The organism is Paenibacillus glucanolyticus NBRC 15330 (assembly GCF_004000885.1).
GTDB lineage: Bacteria > Bacillota > Bacilli > Paenibacillales > Paenibacillaceae > Paenibacillus_AQ > Paenibacillus_AQ glucanolyticus.
The window spans coordinates 357844-379939 of record NZ_BIMC01000003.1 but is presented as its reverse complement, the minus strand read 5'-3'; the positions used below and the strand labels follow the sequence as shown (position 1 = coordinate 379939).

22 protein-coding genes are annotated in these 22096 nt (G+C 51.6%); 6 read left to right on the top strand and 16 right to left on the bottom strand.

The window, feature by feature from the left end; all coding sequences use genetic code 11:
- Nucleotides 1-138 precede the first annotated feature (138 nt).
- On the bottom strand, nt 139-1500 hold the full coding sequence (locus tag PGL02S_RS07790) for an FAD-dependent oxidoreductase (RefSeq protein ID WP_036640057.1): 1362 nt from the start codon (nt 1498-1500) through the stop codon (nt 139-141).
- A 457-nt stretch (nt 1501-1957) separates the two neighbouring features.
- Between PGL02S_RS07790 and PGL02S_RS07785 the strand changes: the two genes are divergently transcribed.
- Complete coding sequence (locus PGL02S_RS07785) at nt 1958-2593, top strand: SDR family oxidoreductase (RefSeq protein WP_036640059.1); 636 nt, start codon at nt 1958-1960, stop codon at nt 2591-2593.
- Between the two features lie 96 nt (nt 2594-2689).
- Here the strand turns inward: PGL02S_RS07785 and PGL02S_RS07780 are convergent, their stop codons facing one another.
- The gene (locus PGL02S_RS07780; RefSeq protein WP_006206993.1) at nt 2690-3169 is read right to left on the bottom strand and encodes a glutathione peroxidase; all 480 of its coding nucleotides are present in this window, start codon (nt 3167-3169) and stop codon (nt 2690-2692) included.
- Nucleotides 3170-3500: 331 nt separating this feature from the next.
- On the opposite strand from PGL02S_RS07780, the gene PGL02S_RS07775 reads away from it, so the two are divergent.
- Nucleotides 3501-4037 (top strand): hypothetical protein, encoded by a 537-nt coding sequence (locus PGL02S_RS07775; RefSeq protein ID WP_036640060.1) that lies wholly within the window; start codon nt 3501-3503, stop codon nt 4035-4037.
- A gap of 24 nt (nt 4038-4061) precedes the next feature.
- Here PGL02S_RS07775 and PGL02S_RS07770 read toward each other — a convergent pair whose 3' ends face one another.
- The 3 genes from PGL02S_RS07770 to PGL02S_RS07760 all read right to left on the bottom strand — a co-directional run bounded on the left by PGL02S_RS07770 (nt 4062) and on the right by PGL02S_RS07760 (nt 7583).
- Entirely contained in the window at nt 4062-5318 is a 1257-nt protein-coding gene (locus PGL02S_RS07770) for a hypothetical protein (RefSeq protein WP_036640061.1), read from the bottom strand.
- Between the two features lie 173 nt (nt 5319-5491).
- On the bottom strand, nt 5492-5842 hold the full coding sequence (locus tag PGL02S_RS07765) for a DUF3243 domain-containing protein (protein ID WP_006206996.1): 351 nt from the start codon (nt 5840-5842) through the stop codon (nt 5492-5494).
- 94 nt (nt 5843-5936) lie between these two features.
- The gene (locus tag PGL02S_RS07760; protein ID WP_036640063.1) at nt 5937-7583 is read right to left on the bottom strand and encodes a DEAD/DEAH box helicase; all 1647 of its coding nucleotides are present in this window, start codon (nt 7581-7583) and stop codon (nt 5937-5939) included.
- A 175-nt stretch (nt 7584-7758) separates the two neighbouring features.
- Between PGL02S_RS07760 and PGL02S_RS07755 the strand changes: the two genes are divergently transcribed.
- Complete coding sequence (locus PGL02S_RS07755) at nt 7759-8328, top strand: hypothetical protein (RefSeq protein ID WP_036640064.1); 570 nt, start codon at nt 7759-7761, stop codon at nt 8326-8328.
- A gap of 1 nt (nt 8329) precedes the next feature.
- Here PGL02S_RS07755 and PGL02S_RS07750 read toward each other — a convergent pair whose 3' ends face one another.
- The 11 genes from PGL02S_RS07750 to PGL02S_RS07700 all read right to left on the bottom strand — a co-directional run bounded on the left by PGL02S_RS07750 (nt 8330) and on the right by PGL02S_RS07700 (nt 18934).
- The gene (locus PGL02S_RS07750; RefSeq protein ID WP_006206999.1) at nt 8330-10000 is read right to left on the bottom strand and encodes an ABC1 kinase family protein; all 1671 of its coding nucleotides are present in this window, start codon (nt 9998-10000) and stop codon (nt 8330-8332) included.
- The gene (locus tag PGL02S_RS07745; RefSeq protein WP_006207000.1) at nt 10001-10318 is read right to left on the bottom strand and encodes a phasin family protein; all 318 of its coding nucleotides are present in this window, start codon (nt 10316-10318) and stop codon (nt 10001-10003) included.
- 260 nt (nt 10319-10578) lie between these two features.
- Complete coding sequence (locus PGL02S_RS07740; protein WP_036640065.1) at nt 10579-11232, bottom strand: PepSY domain-containing protein; 654 nt, start codon at nt 11230-11232, stop codon at nt 10579-10581.
- Nucleotides 11233-11351: 119 nt separating this feature from the next.
- Complete coding sequence (locus PGL02S_RS07735) at nt 11352-11990, bottom strand: PepSY domain-containing protein (RefSeq protein ID WP_036640067.1); 639 nt, start codon at nt 11988-11990, stop codon at nt 11352-11354.
- Nucleotides 11991-12072: 82 nt separating this feature from the next.
- Nucleotides 12073-13425 carry a sensor histidine kinase gene (locus tag PGL02S_RS07730; protein WP_036640069.1) on the bottom strand — a complete coding sequence of 451 codons (1353 nt, stop codon included), beginning with the start codon at nt 13423-13425 and terminating at the stop codon, nt 12073-12075.
- On the bottom strand, nt 13422-14120 hold the full coding sequence (locus PGL02S_RS07725; RefSeq protein WP_036640071.1) for a response regulator transcription factor: 699 nt from the start codon (nt 14118-14120) through the stop codon (nt 13422-13424). The genes PGL02S_RS07730 and PGL02S_RS07725 overlap by 4 nt, the downstream gene beginning before the upstream one ends.
- Nucleotides 14121-14155: 35 nt before the next feature.
- The gene (locus tag PGL02S_RS07720; RefSeq protein ID WP_006207003.1) at nt 14156-14794 is read right to left on the bottom strand and encodes a ThuA domain-containing protein; all 639 of its coding nucleotides are present in this window, start codon (nt 14792-14794) and stop codon (nt 14156-14158) included.
- A gap of 107 nt (nt 14795-14901) precedes the next feature.
- A complete protein-coding gene (locus PGL02S_RS07715; protein ID WP_036640074.1) occupies nt 14902-15717 on the bottom strand; it encodes a uroporphyrinogen-III synthase in 816 nt (271 codons plus the stop codon).
- A gap of 389 nt (nt 15718-16106) precedes the next feature.
- A complete protein-coding gene (locus PGL02S_RS07710) occupies nt 16107-17567 on the bottom strand; it encodes a catalase (protein ID WP_036640075.1) in 1461 nt (486 codons plus the stop codon).
- Nucleotides 17568-17744: 177 nt separating this feature from the next.
- Nucleotides 17745-18563 (bottom strand): winged helix-turn-helix domain-containing protein, encoded by an 819-nt coding sequence (locus PGL02S_RS07705; protein ID WP_036640079.1) that lies wholly within the window; start codon nt 18561-18563, stop codon nt 17745-17747.
- Nucleotides 18539-18934, bottom strand: a complete 396-nt coding sequence (locus PGL02S_RS07700) for a Fur family transcriptional regulator (RefSeq protein WP_036640081.1) — start codon at nt 18932-18934, stop codon at nt 18539-18541. The genes PGL02S_RS07705 and PGL02S_RS07700 overlap by 25 nt, the downstream gene beginning before the upstream one ends.
- Nucleotides 18935-19134: 200 nt before the next feature.
- On the opposite strand from PGL02S_RS07700, the gene PGL02S_RS07695 reads away from it, so the two are divergent.
- The 3 genes from PGL02S_RS07695 (at nt 19135) to PGL02S_RS07685 (ending at nt 22065) form a co-directional block, all read left to right on the top strand.
- Entirely contained in the window at nt 19135-20145 is a 1011-nt protein-coding gene (locus tag PGL02S_RS07695; RefSeq protein ID WP_036640083.1) for a D-alanyl-D-alanine carboxypeptidase family protein, read from the top strand.
- A 128-nt stretch (nt 20146-20273) separates the two neighbouring features.
- On the top strand, nt 20274-20969 hold the full coding sequence (locus PGL02S_RS07690; protein ID WP_006207010.1) for a response regulator transcription factor: 696 nt from the start codon (nt 20274-20276) through the stop codon (nt 20967-20969).
- A complete protein-coding gene (locus PGL02S_RS07685) occupies nt 20962-22065 on the top strand; it encodes a sensor histidine kinase (protein ID WP_036640086.1) in 1104 nt (367 codons plus the stop codon). The genes PGL02S_RS07690 and PGL02S_RS07685 overlap by 8 nt, the downstream gene beginning before the upstream one ends.
- The last annotated feature ends 31 nt before the right edge of the window (nt 22066-22096 follow it).

Here is a 22096-nt window from a genome sequence, read left to right as displayed (position 1 = left end):
GAATCCTTCATAAAAACATAAATCGATCGATTCCCTTTTATGGAAGACAGAAACGTTTCAGAAGAAGTTTTGCTTGCGCGATTATTCTTAAACAAGAAAAAGACCCCCGAATCAGGGGGTCTTCCAACTGTTGTCTCATTAAGAATGTATCGGAGCTTTCGTCTCGATCTCAGGCAATGCCTGCAAGCCAGCCGTGTTCAGGAAGTTCCACGGCTTGTTGTAATGCGGCTGGAAGAAAAAGTCGATGAACGCCAGCTCGTCGATAGTCATGCGATTCTGTATGCATACCGACAGCGTGTTGATGGACTGTGTCATATCCACTCTGGAAATGATCTGCGCACCCAACATCCGGCGGCTATCCTGTTCATATACCACCTTCAGCGTGACCGGTTCAAAGGTTGGCATAAACTCCGGACGGTAGTGATCCGTTATGGATACTGTCTCCACTTTAAGATCTTCGTCTTTGGCAGATCCTTCGGTTAAGCCTGTCGATGCAATGTTGTGCTCGTATATTTTCAATCCCGAGGTCCCCTGGGTGCCCATATAAGGCGTTGTCGGCTGCACGAGGTTGCGGGCAACAAGCGTACCCATCCGTACTGCGTTGGTGGCCAGAGGAATATACATCATTTTCCCCGTCGGATTGTAGAGGACCGAGCAGCAGTCGCCCGCCGCATACACATCCCGCTTGCTGGTCTGCATATATTGATCCACAACGATGGCGCCATTTTTCAACATATCCACTTGCCCCTTCAACAGCTCCGTGTTCGGGCGGAAGCCGATACAGAGGATAACCAGGTCCGTGTCGATCTCACCCTTGTCGGTGATGACCTTGTTCACGTTGCCATCCTCCCCCTGGAAAGAGGTTACCGTCTGACCCATCGCCATCTTGATCCCTTTTTCCCGGAAGGATTCTTCCACCTTGCCGCTAAATTCAGGGTCGAGATATTTGTTCAGAATGCGGTCGGCGCTGTCGATGAGGGTGACCTGCTTGCCGTTCTGCTGGAAAGCCTCAACAAGCTCCACGCCGATGTAGCCTGCGCCAACCACCGTAATGTGCTTCGCACCTTGTGCCTTTTCGATGATGGTGTTGGAATGGTTATAGTTTTTGCAGAGCAGAATATTATTCAGATCAATGCCCTCAAGCTTAGGCACAATAGGCCACGATCCAGTTGTTACGATCAGCTTATCAAACGTATCTTCAAAGGTTTCCGATGTAACCAGATTACGAACTTTCAAAATTTTGCGATCTGTATCCACCGAAATAATCTCATGTTTCATCTTGGTCTCAACACCCAGCTCGTCGAGCTTCTGAGGTGAAGAGTAAAACAATCCGTCAGGATCTTTTACAACACCCCCGACATAAAGCGCGATGCCACACGACAGGAAAGAGATATTATCATTGCGTTCATAAACGGTAATCTGTGCATCGGGGTAAAGCTTGGCGGTATTTACAATGGCGGACGTTCCTGCATGGGTACAACCGATAACGGCAACTTTCATGGTTTTTTCCTCCTCCAAATTTGAAGCTTTATATTTGTTTAAGATGAGCTGTTTTGACTGGATTCATGCTTGGTAACCCTTGATGAACTTGAATGCAGCGACTGGAAATATTATTGTGAATATTTTCACTTTATAGTCTCATTATAATGTGATTTATTTCACAGATCAATAGGCAATCTCGAATTTCACACATTGTTCATAAATTCACATGGTGTGAGTGATGAAAAATATGGACTGATGCGATGACAATTGCCGATGAGATGGACAACGTGAGCATCGTATAAATGGACCTTAAAACCTCAGCATACCGGCTTCAAATCAGGGCAAGCTAACAGATGTCGTTCCGATAAGTGAGATTAGAAGCATGAGGCCTAAACAGGTTTTCTTATTAATAACAGAATATGCCCTTTTTGAAACAACCGACAGCGGGTAATGAGTGTGCAGGAGGTGTTTGGAGATGACTACCGTATTTGTTGCTGGAGCCGGTGGAACAACCGGAAGGCTGATTGCGAAGCTTCTTGTACAAAAAGGATATCAAGTGCGCGGTCTCATTCCGGATGAGGATCATAAGCGAAATATGGAGCAGGAAGGTGCAGAAGGAATTGTCGGCGATTTGGCTCAGACTTATTCAGGGGGCCTGAAAGATGTCGATGCCGTTATTTGTGCAGTGGGGGCCGGGGTCACCGAGGATCCGCAGGAGACCGATCAAATCGGCACCGTCCGGCTGATCGAGCAGTGCGTGCTTGAAGGGATTCCACGCTTTATTATGATCAGCTGTATGGAGACCAAGAATCCGGGGAACCTGCCTGAGCTGAAACCATATCTGCTCGCTAAGCATAAGGCAGAAGTCATTCTTGCCGAGAGTACGCTAACTCACACCATCATTCGGGCAGGAGAATTAACGAATCATGAGCCTGCCGGAACAGTTGAAGCGGATTCCAATCTCCCGAAGGCCGGGCCCGTATCCCGTCATGATGTTGCGCATGCCGCGGTGTTATGTCTTTCACTGCCGGAGACGGAGAATACCACGTTTGATCTGATTCAAGGCCAGCGTCATATAGAGGATGCCCTGAAGGAGTTAGCCTCAAGTTAATATATTCGTTCCAAAAGAAAAAACAGGACTGTTCTCCTGCGGACAAATACGCCCTGTTAGGAAACAGCCCTGTTATATTAGCGATATATTCTGCCTTTAACCCAGCAGTGATTCGATAGCACTCTTCATCGATTCAGGTGTGTCGCGCGGTTCGAACCGCTGAACAACGTTACCCTCACGATCCACCAGGAACTTCGTAAAATTCCAGGCGATCTCCCCGCCTTCATTCGGTCCTGGCTGCTCCGATTTCAAATATTGAAACAACGGATGCGCCCCTTCCCCGTTCACATCAATCTTCTCGAAAACCGGAAATTTCACACCATAGTTTATTTGACAGAACGATGCTGCCTCTTCACTTGTCCCCGGCTCCTGTCCGCCAAACTGATTGCACGGGAAGCCAAGAACCTGTAGCCCTTGCTGGCCGTACTGGTCATACAGCTGCTGAAGCTCGCCATATTGTGGCGTAAGACCACATTGACTTGCCGTATTCGCTATAATCAGAACCTTGCCTGAATACTGATCGAGTGAAACTTCCTGGCCTGATGGGTTTGTTGCTTGATATTCATAAACTGACATCTTTGGATCTCCTCCCCGGCTTTGTTTTGAATGGACATTAGACTCCTGCCGTGACGCTGAAGCCTTGTGGTCTCCCTCCATCATACCGAATAAATGCCATCAAACCAAATCCCGGTTCTGATATGGCCATAAAGAGCATAAAGTGTATCCTTTTGTATCGAATTGAATGGTACTATGATCTTCAGCCTACATTGCATGCTTTGCCATAATGAACGGACATATACTTGATGACAAACAAGCATGTTTAGACAGCAGGTCAGCAGGGTAATGACCCGAGAGGATTGGATCTTATATATCCATCATATACTCATACATAAGCGAGGCAAGAGCAATGAAATTATACCCCGAAATGTTTTTATCTCCATGGCATCTCATCGTCCTTCTCATGGTCCTGATTGCATTTATCGGACTGATCATGGGCGGATATGACAAGAAGACGGTGCTGCGAAGCACAGGGCTCTCAGCGCTCATCTTCTACTTTATGCTGACGATCCCGATCGGCCTGATCACCCAGGAATCCCTGTACAAGGAAGAAACGATGATACAAAGCCTGGATCAGCGGTATGAGGACAAACACGCAAACGGTCAGCTTCATGGGACTCAGGATTACGTCATCGCTTATGTCGGTGCATATAAGAATGAGGATGACGCCGATATCGTGGTCTATGCAGGCAACTATCATGCGACTCAAACATTCAGTGGTCATATCCGGGTTTACCTCTACGACAGCGAGGATGAAGAGGTATTTATCAAGACCTACGAAGGCGTGACACTGAAACCGGGTGAGAAGAAAAAGCTGGATTCCACGTTCACCAGCCACCCCATGGCAACGTATCGATTCCATTATGAAGCGCAGCCCGAGGTATGAGGGCTGCGTTCTTCGTTTATATTATCAAGTTCGAGTTGACAGATGATTTTCTGGCCTGACACCTGCATCATTCGTTTGGGACACAGGCTGGCAGGGCTCTGGGATGGGCGGGAGGTTCTTGATGTCACGGCCTTTGCGCATATGCCGTATACCCAAATAGATAAGAGTAACCACCGGCAGAGACAGCATGGTCATGGCAAGCAGCATGCTCGACATCTGGTAAGAAGGGTCGGTTTCAACTTCGGAGAAGTCCAAAAAAACAAACGTAATGAACGTGACCCCCGGGAAGATGAGAATCTGCAGCCAGCGCATCCATTTCACCAGAACAAAAAACAGAATGGAGAAAAGTCCAAGAAGCAGAATCGGGTACAGCATTTGTTCCGGATCCACGGTACCTTGCTCTGCCGCACGGGTCAACCAGAATGCGATGCCGAACTGAACAGGGAATACCAGCCAGGCAAGCAGCCCCGTTCCGCGAAACGCCGATCTCCGCTTTTGAAGCGCCTCTTCGTATTGGTACAGCTTCATCTCGTATTCCAGCTGATTCAGTTCTTCTTCCGTCAGTTCCCGCTCCTCATCGCTCTCCTGCAAGAGACGGTCCAGATAAGGCCGATATTGCCGCTCTATATTGCCATCGAATGCGGTCTGTTCCAAATCCTCGTCTTCGCGAAGCACATCGGCAACCGATTCATCTGCCAGATCCTGTACGATGATCGAGGTCAGATATATCGGAAGGTCCCGCCGACCTATGACCTCCAGCCAGCGGTTGGCATCCATCGAATCGGTAAAAGGAATGGCCACCGTCCGGTCCCCCTGCTTTCCTGTACCCACGAGATACAAGACTGGCATCAGTTCTGCCATAGGCAGTGTTTCGCTCATTTTGCTCTTCTTATAGGCATAACTAAATGAAAAAATATACCTTCCATAGTATATTTCTTTCACATCGCCGAGCCATAGGCTCCCCTTGAATGAATCTTTTGACTCTGGGTCCCACCTCTCGTACTCCACATGATCCTCATATAACAAGTACTCATCCAGATGTGTGTTGTTCCAGACATGTCCCTTCAAACTTCTAAACAGCTTAGCTCCCATAAAGATGCCTGCAGGTATGGCAGCTAGACTTATCCAGGACCAAACATGGTTCCAGAGGTACAGCAGAATCAAGGGTCCCATCGTTAGCACCAAGCTAAGGAGCAGCCCCAGCACGTGCATTTCGAAGGTAATCACCCAATAAAAGGGCTGCATTTGGGGTTTTCTCTGCTCATGAATCACCAGAGACATTCAGGCAACTCCCTCCTCATATTCTATTGTTGTTATCGGAGAAAACAATATGTAACGAAAATGAAACAAGGCCCTGCCTCCCATAAATTATGTTTATGGTTTCATGCCGTTGTTCCGAACCAAAAAACCTCCCCCGACAGCGGCCGGGGAAGGTTTTCGTTTCATTCTTCGCCTTACTGAGCCGTACGGTTCTGAGCCAGTTTAACAAGCAGATGAGCCAGCTGATGCTGCTCCGCTTGTGTACCAACCTTCCATAATTCCTGAAGAAGCTTCTCCTCGGAATTACGGGGCTCCTCATTTGCCGCCAGGTAACCTGCTACCTTCTCTGCGGCCTGAGCGAGCTGCTCTTCATTCAAACCGATGCTCTCAGCAAGCTGAATTCGCTTGTTCAAATAGGATTGGAAGGCATCAAAGTCAGCCAGAATCCGCTCCTTATCCCCATCGTCAATTCGGTCCAGCGCATGGTCAACCTTACTCACATCCAGCTCACCATTCTTATTCACAACATGATTATGTTCAGACATGATAACGCCTCCTTGTCTTCGACTAGGTAACGCTCTGTACTTAACCGTGCTCCTCCGAATTGAAACAGGTTTCTCCTAAAAATTCCCTCAATACTTAACGCCCGCCGCGCCGTCCGCCGCCTTGGCCTCTTGCACCGCGGCCTTCGGAATTACGAGTACCGCCTTGACCACCGCGACTGTTCTGACTCCCCCGGCTTTCGGTCCTGGATTGCCCGCGTCCGCTGCTGCTGCCGCGCACTCCGGCCTGTGACGGCCCACGGCCTTCGCCTGCGCGACCTTCACGGCTGCTGCCGCCACGTCCACCAGCCTGTGACGGTCCTTGGCCTTCGCCTGCGCGACCCTCGCGGCTGCTGACCCGGCCAGTTCCACGCTCATCCCGGCGTGACGACTCGCCTCTTCCCCGGCTCTGCTCGCCGCGCGCGCTTCCAGAATGGTTACCCCGGCTCCGCCCGGAGCCCGTCCCACGATCCGCACGGCCTCTGCCTTGTCCACGTTCATTATCGGATTCGAGTGAGGAGACACTTCTTGCGTTTCTCGGTCTGCCTGCATCCCTGCCTGAATCGCCAGTGCTTTCCCGAAGGCTGCCAGCACCAGAGTCATAACGCACACGCTTTAAACGCAGGGAAATTCCTTCTTCAATTCGCTGCAGGTCATTAAGGTCCTTGCCAGCCGCGAAGGTGATCGCCATTCCGTTACCCCCGGCCCGTCCGGTCCGTCCGATGCGATGGATGTAACTCTCGACATCATGAGGCATGTCGTAGTTAAATACATGCGTAACGCCTTCCACGTCAAGCCCCCTGGCAGCAACGTCCGTTGCCACCAGCAGCTGCAGCTTGGCATCCCGGAATCGCTTCATCACCGCTTCCCGCTTCGCCTGGGACAGGTCCCCGTGCAGCTCGTCCGACTGGTAGCCATGGGCCAGCAGCGCATCATTCAAGATACTCGCTCTGCGCTTCGTCCGGCAGAAGATAATCGCCAGGAACGGGTTATACTGCTCAATCATCGTACGCAAGGCATCCTGCTTCGAGCGGTCCGTACACTCGACCACTACCTGCTGAATCTGCTCCAGCGGAATCGGGGAGGCTCCTTTAATGACTATATCAACCGGTTGATTCATATAGTTTCCAGCCAGCTGCTTCACCCCGGCAGGCATCGTGGCAGAGAAGAGCATCGTCTGACGCCGATATGGAAGTGCGTGAATCAGCGCCTCCACATCATCCAGGAAGCCCATATGCAGCATCTGATCGGCTTCATCCAGCACCAGCTGTTTGACACCGCCCAGCTCCAGCGTGCCGCGGCGTAAATGATCCAGCAGACGTCCCGGTGTGCCAATGATCAGGTGGCGCCCGCTCTCAAGCTTGCGCAGCTGCTTCTCCACGTCCTGCCCGCCATATACCGCCAGAATCTTAATGCCATCCGGCTCTCCGGCTGTGAGCTTCTTGGCTTCTTCCGTAATTTGCAATGCCAGCTCCCGCGTTGGCGCAATAATGAGCGCCTGCGGATACGCCCGCTTGGGATCGATCTGCTGCAGAATCGGCAGCATGAAAGCCAGCGTCTTCCCGGTGCCGGTGCGTGCCCGGGCGATAACATCTTTTCCATCGATCAGCAGCGGGATGCTCTCTTGTTGCACCGGAGTCGGCACCGTAATTCCCTGCTCCTTCAGTTTCCTTACTCTTTGTTCGTCAATACCCAGTTGTTGAAAGTTCGGCAAACGTTCCACCTCATTATAATTTTTTAGCATCTGCTGCGTTTATCTTCTATACTGGTTTGGCTGGATATCACGCATAACCTGTATTAGTCCCAACAAAATGTCCTTCGGAATCGTTCTAGTTGTAAAGAAACTGACAAACGTCCCTGACTTTGGTAATGTCAACATATAGATATCCAGTTTACACTAAGCGAGGAGGTGCTCCGAAATGAACAACGTACAGCTCATCCTGACAGCACTCATCCTGCTGATCCTGTTCGGCCTTATCAATCTGATGATCAATTACATATCGCGGCGTGACGGGGAGCCCCATGTTCCCTTCCGTAAGAAGCTGTGGCTTATCCCGCTGTTATCAGCCTTCATTATTATACCGCTTGAGCTCTTCGCTATGTTATATGCGGGATGGTTCCCATTGCCCGACCCAGCGGGATCCGGCGACACCCTTGCCTTCGACAGCAATGGCGTATTGCTGGGCTTCTCGCTCATCGTTCTGATCGGATTCCTGATCTTCGAGAGCCTTATTCACCCATTGGTCATCGCCTTGCTGCGGCTGCTCCTTCGCAAGGACGCCTCCATCTATATCAAGCAAGCCGTTACGATTGCATTCGATACGGTTCTGCTATACATCGTGTCCCTGCTGATACCGGCCATTCCGATCGGAGGCTGGCTGCAATCGCTGTTCATTGCGCTGTTCTTCCACCTGATTGAGTGGATCCTGATCGGGGTCCAAGCCTGGGTGCAGCAGCGCAAGCGAGCCAGAGCCGAATCTGCCGGCTAGGCTAGAACCTCCCGGATTTGAATATCGCATACAGCAGCCATGCGACCATGAGCAGGGCTACAATGAATCCGACTTCGATTACCGGGAAGCTCCACAGCATCATCGGCTCCCGACTGAGTGACGAACCGATAATCAAGCCAACCATAATAATGCTGAAAGCGAGAAGTACAATGCTGAAAGACAGCCGGTTACTGATCTGATCCAGCTTGCGCATCAACGCTTGCAGCTCCGGAACGCTGATCTCCACCCGCAGCTTCCCTTTGCTGATCAGAGCCGACAGCTGTCTGGCCTGTCCAGGCAGATCAAGCAAACTCTCCGCAAGACCCGCTACCCCATCCAGCACCTTCCTGCCGATTCGGCGGGTATTATACCGCTTCTTCAATAGCTTTCGTCCAAAAGGCTCCGCCATATCGATAATGCTGAGATTCGGATCCAGCATCTCGATGACCCCTTCAAGCGTCAGCAATGATTTGCCCAGCAGTGTCAGATCCGGAGGCAGCATAATCTGATGGCGCTGAGCTACGGCAAACAAATCCGTCAGCGCCTTGCCGATACGCACTTGGGAGAATGGAACATCATAATATTCTCCCCGCAGCCGATCCATATCGGACCGCAGGGAGTCCATATCACAATCCTCCGGGATCAAGCCCATTCTGGAAATTGCCCGGATCATCCCTTCCGAATTCCGCCGCATCAGCGCAATAATGAGTCCGGACAGATGATCCCTCATACTCTCACTGAGCTGTCCGACCAGCCCGAAATCCAGAAAAACCAGCTTCCCGTCCTCTCGGACGAGCAGATTCCCGGGATGAGGGTCCGCATGAAAGAACCCTTCAAGAAAAATCTGCTGCAGCATGCCGTCAATCAGATGCTCCGCGATAGCCTTCAGATCATGTCCCTTGGCTACAATCTCCTGCCGCCGGCTTAACGTAAGACCCTCCGCATACTCCATCATCAGCACCTTCGATGACGTGTACTCCCAATAAATCCGCGGAATGCGGATAAATTCATGCTCCGTCATCTGCGATGCAACCTTCTCTGCATTTCGGGCCTCATGGCTGTAATCCAGCTCTGCCATCATGGCTCTGGCAAATTCGTCAACAATCCGGTCCACCCGGTACAGCTTGACCCATTCCCAGTGACGCTCGGCAATCGAGATTAAATCCCGTAATATCTCCAAGTCACGGCCGATCATTCGGGCTACGCCCGGCCGCTGAACTTTGATCGCTACCCATTCTCCAGACTTCAGCCTCCCGGCATGAACCTGCCCAATCGAGGCAGCAGCCAGCGGCTTCTCTTCAAACTCACTCAATACGTCGTCAATCGGCATTCCCCATTCTTGCTCAATCAGCTCCCGCGCGCTGGCAGAAGAAAAAGGAGGAACCCGCTCCTGCAGCTTCACCAATTCCTGGATAATATGGTCTGGCAGCAGGTCGGATCTTGTACTCGCCAGTTGGCCAAGCTTCACAAATGCCGGCCCAAGATCCTCAAGCACCCGCCGGATGCGTTCCCCTAAGGTGATGGTCTCCGGCTGCTCCCTGGAACTCCAGCGGACCGGCAGCGACAGGACATGAAACAGTCCCATCTCCTCCACCATATAGCCAAAGCCATGACGCATGAGCGCCATGGCGATTTCCCGGTAACGTCCGGCATGTCGGATTCGGACCGCCATCTATTCCTGCTGCGATCCTTCCAGTTCTACGACCTTCTTCTCCAGAGCGGCAATGCGCTGTTCCAGGCTGGCGACATCACTCTCTTTAGGTACGTCCAGCTCGGACAATACACGCTGCACCTGTTCATAAATATACGTCTTGATCTGCGACTGCTCTTCTTCGCCGCGTTCCACGAGACGGTTCACAAGTGCCTTGGACTCCGCAGGAGCAAGCTCCCCGCGTTTAACCAAATCATCCACGACTTTCTCTACTTTTTCCTTGCTGACTACGGTAAGGCCCAATCCTAACGAGATTGCTTTTTTAAAAAGATCACTCAAGGTATATCCCTCCCGGTCGTTGTCTGGTTCCATTATAACCTGTAATGCTGGCAAAAACATCTATCCTTGGACTTGCCTTCATAAGTATAGAGAAGCTTCCTTATCAATTTCCCCTGATTTCACTCTAAATATGAGGGCATCTTGGTTTCAGATGAACAGAACGACCATTCAGGTGCCATCATGAAAAAAGCGAACAGGCGGGGGAAACCATACCCCCGCCTGTTCGCTTATGCATCTATTCCGTGAGGATGAAAAACGGCTTAGTCGTCATCACGATCGTTATCGTTATCGTTATCGTTATCGTCACGATCATCATCATGATCCCGGTCATGGTGGTCGTCATCGTCATCGTGGTCGTCATGCTTCTCATTCTCTGCCTTGATCACTTTGCCGCTGACGGCATGAACTTCTACCTCAGACGACCCTTTGGCTGTCTTGACTTCAACGTCATACACCCATTTGCCATCATCTTGGTCCAAATCCACTTCCACAGCAGTCCCGCCCTTAACATGTTGGACTGCAATAGCAGAAGCCTTGCCGGCACCAATCAGATTGGCGGGAATGTTGTCGCGGTCATTATCATCATCGTCCTGGTCTACCCGAACACCGAGGGATTTGCCTGTGTAGGCATCAATCCATACATCCACATCCCGGTTTTTCTGCTGGATCTCCACATCATAGACCAGCTTGCCTTTTTTGCGGTCGATATCAATGCTCTCCACTTTACCGCTGGCAGCGGCCAGTGCCAACTGCTCTGCCTTCTCCATACCGATCAGCTGCTGCTTCGCTGCCGCCTGGGTTTTCGCTGCCGGGGCCTTTTCTGATCCTGCCGCCTGCACAGCGTTATAACCGTATACTCCACTTGCCGCGATTGCCACGGACAGCGCACCTGCCCACAATGTTCCTTTTTTCATATCTTACGCCTCCTCTATACTCTCTTGGTTATCTCTACAAACCTAATATAAACGTTCAAAATGAGAGCACTCCGAGAGAAAGATTAGAAAACGATGATAAAATGTGAAATACCCTCTCATTATTCATCGTCATCATCGTCGTCCCATGTAATCGTCATAATTTCGCCTGTAATCGCATGGACTTGAATGGTTGCTTCCCGTCCATCTTCCCGCTCAATCTCCACCAGATAGTAACGGCTGCTCTTGCTCTCGCGATACTCCACGTCTTCAACCGTTCCCGCTACCTTCCCTAAGGAGAGTTTGGTCGCCTGTTCTTTGGTAATCATCGTTTTAGGCGGCTCGGGATTGTTGATCCCTGTACCGTTTCCGCTTTCGCCGCCTGTTGTTCCCTCCCCACCGTTCTCTCCCGGCTTGGGGGGGTTATCCTGATCCGGTGGCTGCACGGGGTCAACCGGCTCCGGCTCCGGCTTCACTTCCGCTTGGTCCAGTGGTTTGATGGACACGATGTCCCCGTTACGGGCATCCACTGTCAGCTCGTACTTTCCGGTGTCCGATTGAAGCTCCATCCGGTACACCTCACCTTCCAGGGATGCTTTTATAATCTTACCGCCCTGGTATTGCTCCAATACCCCACGAACGGCTTCAGCCTGTGACATGGCCTCCGTCGAACGGCTGAACGGACTCCAGACCGCATTCACAATGATCATAACAGCCACCACGAGAACGACACCCAGCAGCAAACTGACTCTTTTACGCATCTAATCACCTCGGACACATTCGTCTTTTCCGTCAGTATAGCGCAGTTTGGTTAGAATTCGATGAGAAAAGGGTGCTTTTCTTCTATTGGGAGGCCCTCATGCGAATCGTGGCTGTTGTGCCCACGCCAGGCAGGCTGTCCAGCTCCACAACGGCAGAGATGGCTGCTGCGATATCCTTCGCTAGGGACAAGCCGAGCCCCGCCCCTCCGCCGCGGCGGCCGCGGGCCTCGTCCACCCGGTAGAAGCGGTCAAACACATGCTCCAGCTCGTCTTTAGTTATTCCGATTCCGCGGTCGATAACCCGGATATAGGCCTCGGATGATTGGTTTCCAATCTCGATGATCATATGCTCGTCACTGTATTTACGCGCATTATCCAGCAGAATGAACAAGAGCTGCTTCAGCCTGCGGCTGTCTGTCCAGCCGAGAACCTCACCATCGGCTTTAATCTCCACCGTGCGATTGTAGGCATCGCGAAAAGCACGCGCCGAGGACTCCGACAATGCAACAAGATCCACCTGCTCCATCTCGACTTGCCACTGCTCCTGATTGCGGGCAAGCAGCAGCAGCTGCTCCGTCATTTCCTTCATTCGAATGGCCTCAGAGTGAATCGCTTCAACCGACTCCATGAACAATTCGGGCCGATCCATTCCACGACGCTTCAACAAGCTTGCGTAACTCTCAATAATGGTCAGAGGTGTCTTCAGCTCATGGGAAGCGTTGGATACAAATTGCTCCTGCTTGGCGTGATTGCTCTCCAGCAGCGTAATCATGTCGTTAAACGCAGCGCCCATCTCAACCAGCTCGTCCTTGGATTTCTCCTTCAGCTCGATTCGCCGGAAGCGGCCGCTTTGACGAATATCCTGCATCGTATGGATCAAGCCCGTGATCGGCTGCATGATCAATCTCCCCAGCACCCGCGTAGAAACCACGATCGGGACAAGTCCTATGGCGGTTACGGCCACCAGTACGATTCGGAGTGCCTGCAGCGTCTCCATCGTTGCGGCCAGGCTGCGGGAAATTTGGATGTTGTAAACAGCCCCGTCACTCCAAATCACCGGCATGGAAACCATCACGTAACGCATGCCTTCATACGAAATCTGCTTTACCTGCTTATTGATGTTATACGGCAGCTTGAGCCCTTCCATCTCCTCGCCGGAGGAGGTCACAAACGGAGATTTGACCTTGCTGTCCGCCGGGACGAATTGAATCTTCCCGTCAGCTGGTACATAGCTTCGCAGCAAATCACCGACGGGAATGGCAGCGGCTGAATGTGCCATGCCCCGGGCTATGCTGGACGCCTCAACCTCCGCCTGTTTCAGCTGGCTGTCCAGCGACATTTTGCTGAACACATAATAGATGCATAAATTCATGACAATCAGGATGACAGCCATCAGCACCGACGAATAGAGGTGGATTTTGCTGCTCAGCTTCATGGGGTATCTTTCAGCACATAGCCGACACCGCGAACGGTGTGAATAAGCTCCGGCTTGCCGTCCTGATCGATTTTTTTGCGGACATAGCGTATGTATACATCAACGACGTTGGTATCGCCGTAGTAATCATATCCCCATACGGCGGCAAGAATCTGCTCGCGATTCAGCACCTGCCGTTTGTTCTTCAGCAAGTATACGAGCAGGTCGAATTCGCGCGGCGTCAGATCCATTCTTCGTTCATCGCGAATGACTTCACGCGTGCCTTCATTCAATTTCAGGTCCGCAGCCGTAAGCCACTCCCCGTCTGACTGCTCTGCCGAATGCTGGGCCCCCTGAAGCCGCAATGCCGCACGAATCCGCGCCAGCAGCTCTTCGATCTGAAACGGCTTCGTAATATAATCGTTGGCTCCAAGATCAAGCCCTGACACTTTATCCTCAACAGAGCTCTTGGCAGTCAGCAGCAGCACGGCCGTGTGCGTATCATGCGCACGAATCCGACGAAGCAGCTCGATCCCGCTCATCCCCGGCAGCATGACGTCCAGCAATATCAAATCCACGTCCTGACTGCGGTAAGCCTCCAGCGCATCCAGTCCGTTATCCGCCTTGGTCACTTGATAACCTTCACTCTCCAGCTCGATTTCAAGCAAGCGGGATATTTTCACTTCATCCTCTACAATTAAAATCTTCCCGCTCACGCGCGTCCCTCCCACCGATATCCTCACGAAATCATTTAACCTGGAACACGTGCAGCCCACTTCGCTGCCTGCGTGATCATGAGCCGCAGCTGTGGCTGGAGAAAGGACGGCTCATGGTGACCCGGCATCAGGAATACCACGCGTCCGATGCCATACGTATGACACCAGGCAGCAGGCCACTGCTTCCCTTCGAATTCATAATGCAGCAGCACCGTTTTCTCGGTGAAGGGATCAAATATGAAGCGGTAAGGCTCCTCATCCAGCACAAAAGGCTCCATGCCTTCCGTAATATCGTGTTCGGTCTCCCCGGGGACAAAATACAGCTTCTCCATTGGCGGGTGTCCGTCAAACCGGGCGCCGATCAGCTGGGCCAGCTCATACCGGTTAGCCAGCGTCACCCCGTTATGAATGACAAGCAATCCACCGCCTCCGCTTACATAGGACAGCAAGCCGGCGGTCTGCCGGGGGGAGACGCGCTCGTCCCACAAATCGCTGTAGGCGATGCATAACTCATAAGGGTACAGATTGCTCTCATGAAGCATTTTATGATTTTCCGTGCACTGCACGGTGAACATATCATTCAGCAGATGCGTCATTTGTTTATCGATGCCTTGCAGCGGATGAAACTTCGGGTGGGTATAGCTGCCGAGCAGCAATGCTTTTTTCTTATCCATTGGTCATCCTCCTATTACTACTCCATATTTCACATGATCCTCCGAAAACATGCATCAGAAGCCGGAATGGAAGCTAATCTTGCCAGCTCCCATTCTATATCATGACATTATTCTTGATTTTGAGCAAAGTAGCGGCCAAGCGTCACCATCATGCTGCCCATCCGCTCCTCCTCCGGAACCACCATGCGTTCAATGCCTTCCTCACGCAGCCCCTGGGCTGTAACCTTCCCTACAGCCGCTGCCAGGACAGGTCCCCGAAATGCCTCCAGCACCGCCTCCAGCTTGCCATGGGCACGGGCATAATCAGCTAAAAAACGAAACTGGGGTGCACTGGTAAAAGCAACGGCATGGACCTTGCCGCCGATGATTTCATCGACAAGCTGCGAAATGTCTTCCTCAAGCGGTGGAATATGCTGATACGGCAGAATCTGCTCAACCGCCGCGCCGCGGCCTTCGAGCCACTCCACCAGCTTGGGCGCCGACTCGCCATGAAGCTGCAGAATGACACGCTTGCCTGTGAAATCATGCGGCTCGAGTGACCGGATGAGACCGGCCGTACTGCCGTCATCATCTCTGACAACGGGCGCGAGACCGCGTTTTTTCAGCGCATTTGCGGTTTTGTACCCTCTTGCCGCAATGAAGGTGTGCTGCATCGTTTCATTCAATGTATCCATAAGGCCCATCTGTTCTGCCATATCATAAATGGCCTCCAGGCCGATTCCTGTCGTAAAGATCGCCCACGGCGCAGGCGCCTTGAGCCAAGCCTCGATAGAGCTGCGCAGCACTTCATCATCCAAAAACACAGTTCCCTGCGCCGGACGAAGCAGTGCTCTTCCTCCCATCTTCTCCACCAGCTTGGCCATGTCTGCCGCTTTACGCGGGCCGGCCAAGGCTACGATCCGATCCTTCATATGCTGTGCCATCTTATATGCCTCGCTCTCTTAAATTCTTGCCTGTGCATCCGTTAATTTAGTACAGCTTATAGTATCTAGTATTGACTCCAGTATAAAGGCCCTGACCCTATAGATAAAGCCACTTTGGTCTTATTCTTCCAAATCTCCCTTTACTAAACCTGCGACCATAACGAAAGGAACCCAAGACCCATGTCATAGAATGCAGCCGGTGTATGAAGCCGGCCATCATCCTGTACGTGTTCATTCAGAACGTAAATTGGAATGGATACTCAAATAGAGGGGTACCCATTGTAACACGGGTACCCCTCTTGGCTGGTGATCTCGGATCACCGTTTATATAAAGGCCTCCACCCTGCACAGCGGGAACAAGATGGAGGCTCCTATCGGTTGTTCTTGCCTTACTTCTGCTGACTGCCCGGGATAAATCCGCTCAGGTCCACGCCGAGTCCTGCCGCGAGTTTCGCGCCATATTCGGCGTCTGCACGGTAGAAGTTGCATACGGCTCGCAGCTGGATATCGGATTTGACCTGGCTCAGGTCGTCAATCAGATTGCGAAGTAAATGGTCCTTCTGCTCCTGCGTAAACGAACGGTACAATTCACCGGCTTGCGTGAAATCATCCGTTTTCTCGATGCGCTGACGAACAACGCTCCCCGTCAATGGAGCTTCGCTCTCGCGGACCGACGGGTCTTCCACAGGACCCGTTGTATAACTGTTCGGCTCATAATTGACCGGTGACGGATCCTGCTTCACGTTCATGAAGCCGTCGCGCTGATGATTACGCACAGGTGCGTACGGGCAGTTGATCGGAAGCTGCAAATAATTCGGTCCCAGTCGATGACGCTGCGTATCCGGGTAAGAGAACAAGCGGCCTTGCAGCAATTTATCCTCGGATGGCTCAATACCCGGCACCAAAGCGCTTGGAGAGAAAGCGGCCTGCTCAACCTCGGCAAAGTAGTTCTGCGGGTTGCGGTTTAGTGTCATCGTACCTACGGTGATGAATGGGAAGCGATCCTCCGGCCAGGTCTTGGTAGGATCCAGCGCATCAAAGGACAAATCGTCCATCTCATCGGGGGACATCAGCTGCACCTGCAGGCGCCACTTCGGAAAATCACCATTTTCGATATGTTCGCGCAGATCACGGGTGGCATGATTGAAGTCCTTGCCCTGCACCTCACCCGCTTGATCCACATCCAGCGTTCTTACCCCTTGCACGGATTCCCACTTATATTTGATGTACGTTACTTTGCCTTCACCATTGACCCACTTGAAGGAATGCACACCAAAGCCGTCAAGCTCGCGATAATTTGCCGGTGTACCATGATCCGAGAACAGCCAAGTCATCATATGCGTGGATTCCGGTGACAGCGTCATGAAATCCCAGTAGCGGCCTGCCTCTTGAATATTGCTCTCGGGCGAAGGTTTCAGGGAATGCACCATATCCGGGAATTTAATGGCGTCCCGGATAAAGAAGACCGGGAGGTGATTGCCCACAATGTCGTAGTTTCCTTCTTCCGTGTAGAACTTCACAGCAAAACCGCGTGGATCACGAGCGGTCTCCGGTGATCCTGTTCCATGGATAACCGTTGAGAAACGCACAAGGACAGGTGTTTCCTGACCAATTTCCTGCAGGAATGCAGCTCTGGTATAAGCCTTCATATCATTCTCGACCACAAACACGCCGTGCGCCCCTGCACCGCGAGCGTGAACGACACGCTCCGGAATCCGTTCACGGTCGAAATGGGCGATTTTTTCGATCAGATGATAATCCTCAAGCAGCGTCGGTCCGCGGCGGCCAGCCGTTTTCGAATTTTGGTTATCTCCTACAGGAGCCCCTTGGTTGGTTGTTAATCTGTCCATGTATGAACCTCCATCATCTCTATAATTGATTTTAGACTGAATCTAAATTTATGAGATGATTGTATCATCGGAGAATCCAGCAGATCATGATTGTCGCATGAGTGTTATATGATCCTTGTATGAAGTTCAGATGAACGCTGGAAAAGACCGTGAAGGTTCGCAAAAAAAAAGAGGGGATTAATCCGCCAGGCGGTATCCCACTCCTCTAACTGTTGCAATATAGCGCGGGGCTCCCGCATTGTCGCTCAGCTTTTTACGCAAGCTTTTGATATGGACATCCACCACATTGCTGCCGCCCATAAAGTCCGTATCCCAAATCTTGCACATCAGATCCTCACGCGTGCAGACGGCCCCTTCGCTGTCCAGCATCAGCATCAGCAAATGATACTCTGTCTTGGTCAAGTGAATGGGGGTGCTTCCGCGGTGAATGGTCATTTTATCCCGATCAATCGATAAGTCCTTGTACACCAAACCGCGTACAGCTTCCTCTTCTCCAGGCAAACCCACAGCGGGTGAGAACAATCGAATCGTCCGCTGTACCTGATACATCATCGTATCCTTGGAGCGGGCAGGCCATACCATAAGCTCTTCATCGAGCAGGCTTGAGCCTGCATTGCTCATCAGCTCCTCGCCCACGAGGTACAGAATCGGAATGGAGGATCGTTCGGGAAGCAGAAGCTCCTTCTCCTTGTTGAATGCCGCCATATTCCGGCAGCCCGTCATATCGGCAATGATCAGTCCTGTATTCAGAGCCGATTGCAGGCGCGGTTCCCATTTTCGGAACATCATCACCTCAAAGCAGTTGTCCGTCAACGTAATGAACATTTCATGAACCCGCCCTGGAGAACGGCTCAATAACGCGGCCCGCAGCGTTGTAGGACAAGCATCGCCAATCGCCATAGCGGCCGTCGGACGAACAAACAGATTGCCGGATTTCCATTCCGGAAACGGATAGACCGTTCCCGGCTCCATCATTTCTTCCGTTTGATTTGGCATTCTGGACACACCCCCCCGAATACGACGTGAGCATGATGGATCACATAGCTGGTTTCGCCAGCCACGGTAGCCGCCCAATCCTCCGGCACCTCCGTCATGACTTCGTCGACTTTTCCGCATACTTCACAAATAATGTGCTGGTGTTCGTCTGTACGGGCATCGTATCGGCTTGCGCTCTCCCCAAGCTTCAACTCTCGGATCAGCTGTTTATCCGTCAGATAACGCAGGGAATTATAAACGGTCCCGTATGCAAGATTATATCCTTTCTCCACCAGTCGGTTCATGATATCCGCAGCTGTCGGATGATCATGCGATTCCCGAAGGACATCGTATACTGCTTGGCGTTGTGTCGTCAGATTTAAAGATCTCAAGGTATTCACCCTTTTAATTTATTTTTAGATCAAGTATAAATCTTATTCATCTCAAGGTCAATATCCGCCGCTGAAAATGCCGCTGGTAATCTTTAAGATTTCTTTAGATTCCGTTAAAAATTCCTTTAGCTTGTATGGATAGACTAGAAACATAGATGTTAATGCAAATAACAGCCAGTTAAAGGAGTCGATATACAGCCATGGAATCCGTTGCCAAGCATCCCTATAAACCTTCATCCACATCCGAACCACCCCGGCAGGAAACAAACAGACGGCAGAGCAATCGGGCAAAACGCCGCAATGGACGCGCCCGTCTCAGTCTGCTGCTTCTGTTGTTTGTCGTTATTCTTATGGCGGTGTACATAACAAGGGTAATTATTCCCCCTTCCATTAAAGCCAGCTCAGCCATCCTGATTCATGCCGAGACGGGCCGGGTGCTCTATGCCCAGCATGCCGATCTTCCACTTCCCCCTGCAAGCATGTCCAAAATGATGACCGAGCTGCTGGTGCTTGATGCTGTCCGTTCCGGACAGCATGCTTGGGACGAGGAGGTATCCATCAGTCGTTACGCTGCAGGAGTGCCGGGTTCGGGTATTGGCATGGTCGAAGGGGAGTCTTACACCCTGACACAATTGTTCCAGGCGCTCATTATTCATTCAGCCAATGATGCCGCGGTGGCCATTGCCGAACATCTAAAAGGGTCGGAGACACAGTTTGTGAAGGAAATGAATGCCCGGGCGAAGGAAATCGGTCTTTCCAACCGTACCGTATTTGCCAATGCTTCGGGGCTGCCTGCTGCCGATCTGGCTTCGTTTGCGGAAGCGGCCACCGAAGGAGAGACCATCATGACCGCCAGAGACTCGGCCATGCTGGCCCGCTGGATCATGAATAAACACCCTGATCTGCTTGAAGTCACCAGCCAACGGGATTTTCCGCTGCCGCAGAAGGACCTTACCCTGCATACCACCAATCTTATGCTGCCAGGCGAAGCGCACGGCTATGTGGGCAATGACGGCTTCAAGACCGGTTATACGAGCTCAGCCGGCTATTGTTTTACCGGTACCGCAGCGCGGGGAGGGGATCGGTTGATCTCTGTCGTGATGGGAACCGAGAGCACGGATCAGCGGTTCACGGAAACCCGGAAGCTGATGAATTACGGCTTCGAGCGTCAAGGCATGTTTTCGAATCTCCTATCCCTCCTTTTTAATTAAATGGCCCTTGACTCATATCCAACCTAAAGACGCATCGGAGTGAAATCTAAGCTGTGCGGGCTTATTTTAGGGTACACTGTTTATTAGGAAAGTTTAGACTTTAATGGGTGATTTAATGGAGGATACCGATGAGAAGTGTATTGATTGTAGACGATGATAAAGAAATATCCGGGCTGATCTCCATCTATCTGGAGAATGAAGGATACCGCGTTATTCAGGCCCATGACGGGGAAGAAGCGCTGCTGGCCATGGCAACGAACGAAGGCACGGTGGACCTCGTCATCCTGGATGTCATGATGCCCAGGCTGAACGGAATCGACACCTGTCGCAGGATTCGGGAAACCTCGTCCATCCCTATCCTGATGCTGAGCGCCAAGAGCGAGGATATGGATAAGATCCTGGGGCTGATGACGGGCGCCGATGACTATATGATTAAACCCTTCAATCCGCTGGAACTGACCACACGTGTCAAAACACTGCTGCGGCGTTCCACGCAGTACAATACCGAGCTTCAGCAGGGACACACCGACCGCATCCAGATTGACGGACTCGATATCAACCGGACCACGCATGAAGTCACCGCCAATGGCAGATCGGTATCCCTGACGGCAAGGGAATTTGAGATCCTGTACTTGCTGGCCCGTCAACCAGGAAGAATCTTCAGCGCCGAGGATATATTTCAGCAGGTCTGGAAGGAGAAATACTACGTATCCAACAACACGGTCATGGTTCACATCAGCAACCTGCGGGACAAGCTTGAGAAGGAGCTCGGTTACAAGCTGATCCAAACCGTATGGGGCGTCGGGTACAAAATCCATGCGTAAGCTGCAGTGGAAAATCATCATGCTGTTCTTGGTCAGCGGAGGCCTCACCCTGATCATGTTGTTTATCGCTCAGCAGATCATACGATTGATCGGGCGGGATTATTGGCGGGAACCAATGGTAGCCGCTCTCTTTAGTGTGGATCGTCTCCTGGAGAATTTCTTCGGGTTTCCGATTGTTGCAACGATGGTTGGCATTGTACTGTTTATCTGCATTGTACTGCTCCTTAGTCAAGGGACCATTCGTCAAATTAACCAGCTAATGGAGGGAACGAGACGGTTGGCAAAGGGAGAACTGGACCAGGAAATTCTCATCAGATCGAATGACGAGCTGGGCCAAATGGCCAAGCAAATCAATCAAATGGCCAAGCAGCTCAAAATATCGCTGGCAGAAGAACGCATGGCGGTACAGTCCAAGAACGAGCTCATCAGCAACGTCTCCCATGATCTGCGCACCCCGCTCACTTCCATCATCGGGTACTTGCGGCTGGTGAAAGAGGATCGTTACAAGGATGAAGTCGAACTCCGTTATTACACCGATATCGCCTACGATAAATCGCTGCGTCTGGGCGGTCTCGTCAGCGATTTGTTTGAATACACCCGTATGGGCTATTCTCCGATCAATCGGGTCGATATTAATTTGGTGGAGCTGCTCGGGCAATTGGCCGTGGATTTTTCATTAACGGGACAGCATGAGAAGGTGCAGGTGGTATTCACGCCCGCTACGGAGAAGATCATGATCTCCTCGGACGGGGATAAACTGATGCGTACCTTCGAGAACCTGCTGTCCAATGCAGTGCGGCATGGGCGGGATGCCGGAAGGGTGGATTTGAAAGTATCCCGGGAACCGAAGGTTGCTATCGTGCAGGTGATCAATTACGGCCCTCCGATCCCCCAGCATGCCATCCCCCACCTGTTCGAGCGATTCTACCGGGCCGACGAATCGCGCACGGATCAAACCGGCGGCTCAGGACTGGGTTTAGCCATCGTGAAAACCATCGTCGACGCCCATCACGGCACAATTCAGGTAACCAGCAGCACGGAACTTACAATGTTCGAAGTCCGACTGCCGCTACAGGCTCCTGAAATTAACAAATAAAAACTTAATATTCGACATACAATTCCATTTT

What these genes read in the sequence shown, in the direction of transcription:
- PGL02S_RS07760 (WP_036640063.1), bottom strand. Translation starts at nt 7,583, where the DNA reads ATGCTAAAAAATTATAATGAGGTGGAACGTTTGCCGAACTTTCAACAA.
- PGL02S_RS07770 (WP_036640061.1), bottom strand. Translation starts at nt 5,318, where the DNA reads ATGTCTCTGGTGATTCATGAGCAGAGAAAACCCCAAATGCAGCCCTTT.
- PGL02S_RS07695 (WP_036640083.1), top strand. Translation starts at nt 19,135, where the DNA reads ATGGAATCCGTTGCCAAGCATCCCTATAAACCTTCATCCACATCCGAA.
- PGL02S_RS07715 (WP_036640074.1), bottom strand. Translation starts at nt 15,717, where the DNA reads ATGGCACAGCATATGAAGGATCGGATCGTAGCCTTGGCCGGCCCGCGT.
- PGL02S_RS07780 (WP_006206993.1), bottom strand. Translation starts at nt 3,169, where the DNA reads ATGTCAGTTTATGAATATCAAGCAACAAACCCATCAGGCCAGGAAGTT.
- PGL02S_RS07785 (WP_036640059.1), top strand. Translation starts at nt 1,958, where the DNA reads ATGACTACCGTATTTGTTGCTGGAGCCGGTGGAACAACCGGAAGGCTG.
- PGL02S_RS07710 (WP_036640075.1), bottom strand. Translation starts at nt 17,567, where the DNA reads ATGGACAGATTAACAACCAACCAAGGGGCTCCTGTAGGAGATAACCAA.
- PGL02S_RS07765 (WP_006206996.1), bottom strand. Translation starts at nt 5,842, where the DNA reads ATGTCTGAACATAATCATGTTGTGAATAAGAATGGTGAGCTGGATGTG.
- PGL02S_RS07720 (WP_006207003.1), bottom strand. Translation starts at nt 14,794, where the DNA reads ATGGATAAGAAAAAAGCATTGCTGCTCGGCAGCTATACCCACCCGAAG.
- PGL02S_RS07750 (WP_006206999.1), bottom strand. Translation starts at nt 10,000, where the DNA reads ATGGCGGTCCGAATCCGACATGCCGGACGTTACCGGGAAATCGCCATG.
- PGL02S_RS07685 (WP_036640086.1), top strand. Translation starts at nt 20,962, where the DNA reads ATGCGTAAGCTGCAGTGGAAAATCATCATGCTGTTCTTGGTCAGCGGA.
- PGL02S_RS07730 (WP_036640069.1), bottom strand. Translation starts at nt 13,425, where the DNA reads ATGAAGCTGAGCAGCAAAATCCACCTCTATTCGTCGGTGCTGATGGCT.
- PGL02S_RS07755 (WP_036640064.1), top strand. Translation starts at nt 7,759, where the DNA reads ATGAACAACGTACAGCTCATCCTGACAGCACTCATCCTGCTGATCCTG.
- PGL02S_RS07775 (WP_036640060.1), top strand. Translation starts at nt 3,501, where the DNA reads ATGAAATTATACCCCGAAATGTTTTTATCTCCATGGCATCTCATCGTC.
- PGL02S_RS07735 (WP_036640067.1), bottom strand. Translation starts at nt 11,990, where the DNA reads ATGCGTAAAAGAGTCAGTTTGCTGCTGGGTGTCGTTCTCGTGGTGGCT.
- PGL02S_RS07790 (WP_036640057.1), bottom strand. Translation starts at nt 1,500, where the DNA reads ATGAAAGTTGCCGTTATCGGTTGTACCCATGCAGGAACGTCCGCCATT.
- PGL02S_RS07705 (WP_036640079.1), bottom strand. Translation starts at nt 18,563, where the DNA reads ATGCCAAATCAAACGGAAGAAATGATGGAGCCGGGAACGGTCTATCCG.
- PGL02S_RS07690 (WP_006207010.1), top strand. Translation starts at nt 20,274, where the DNA reads ATGAGAAGTGTATTGATTGTAGACGATGATAAAGAAATATCCGGGCTG.
- PGL02S_RS07740 (WP_036640065.1), bottom strand. Translation starts at nt 11,232, where the DNA reads ATGAAAAAAGGAACATTGTGGGCAGGTGCGCTGTCCGTGGCAATCGCG.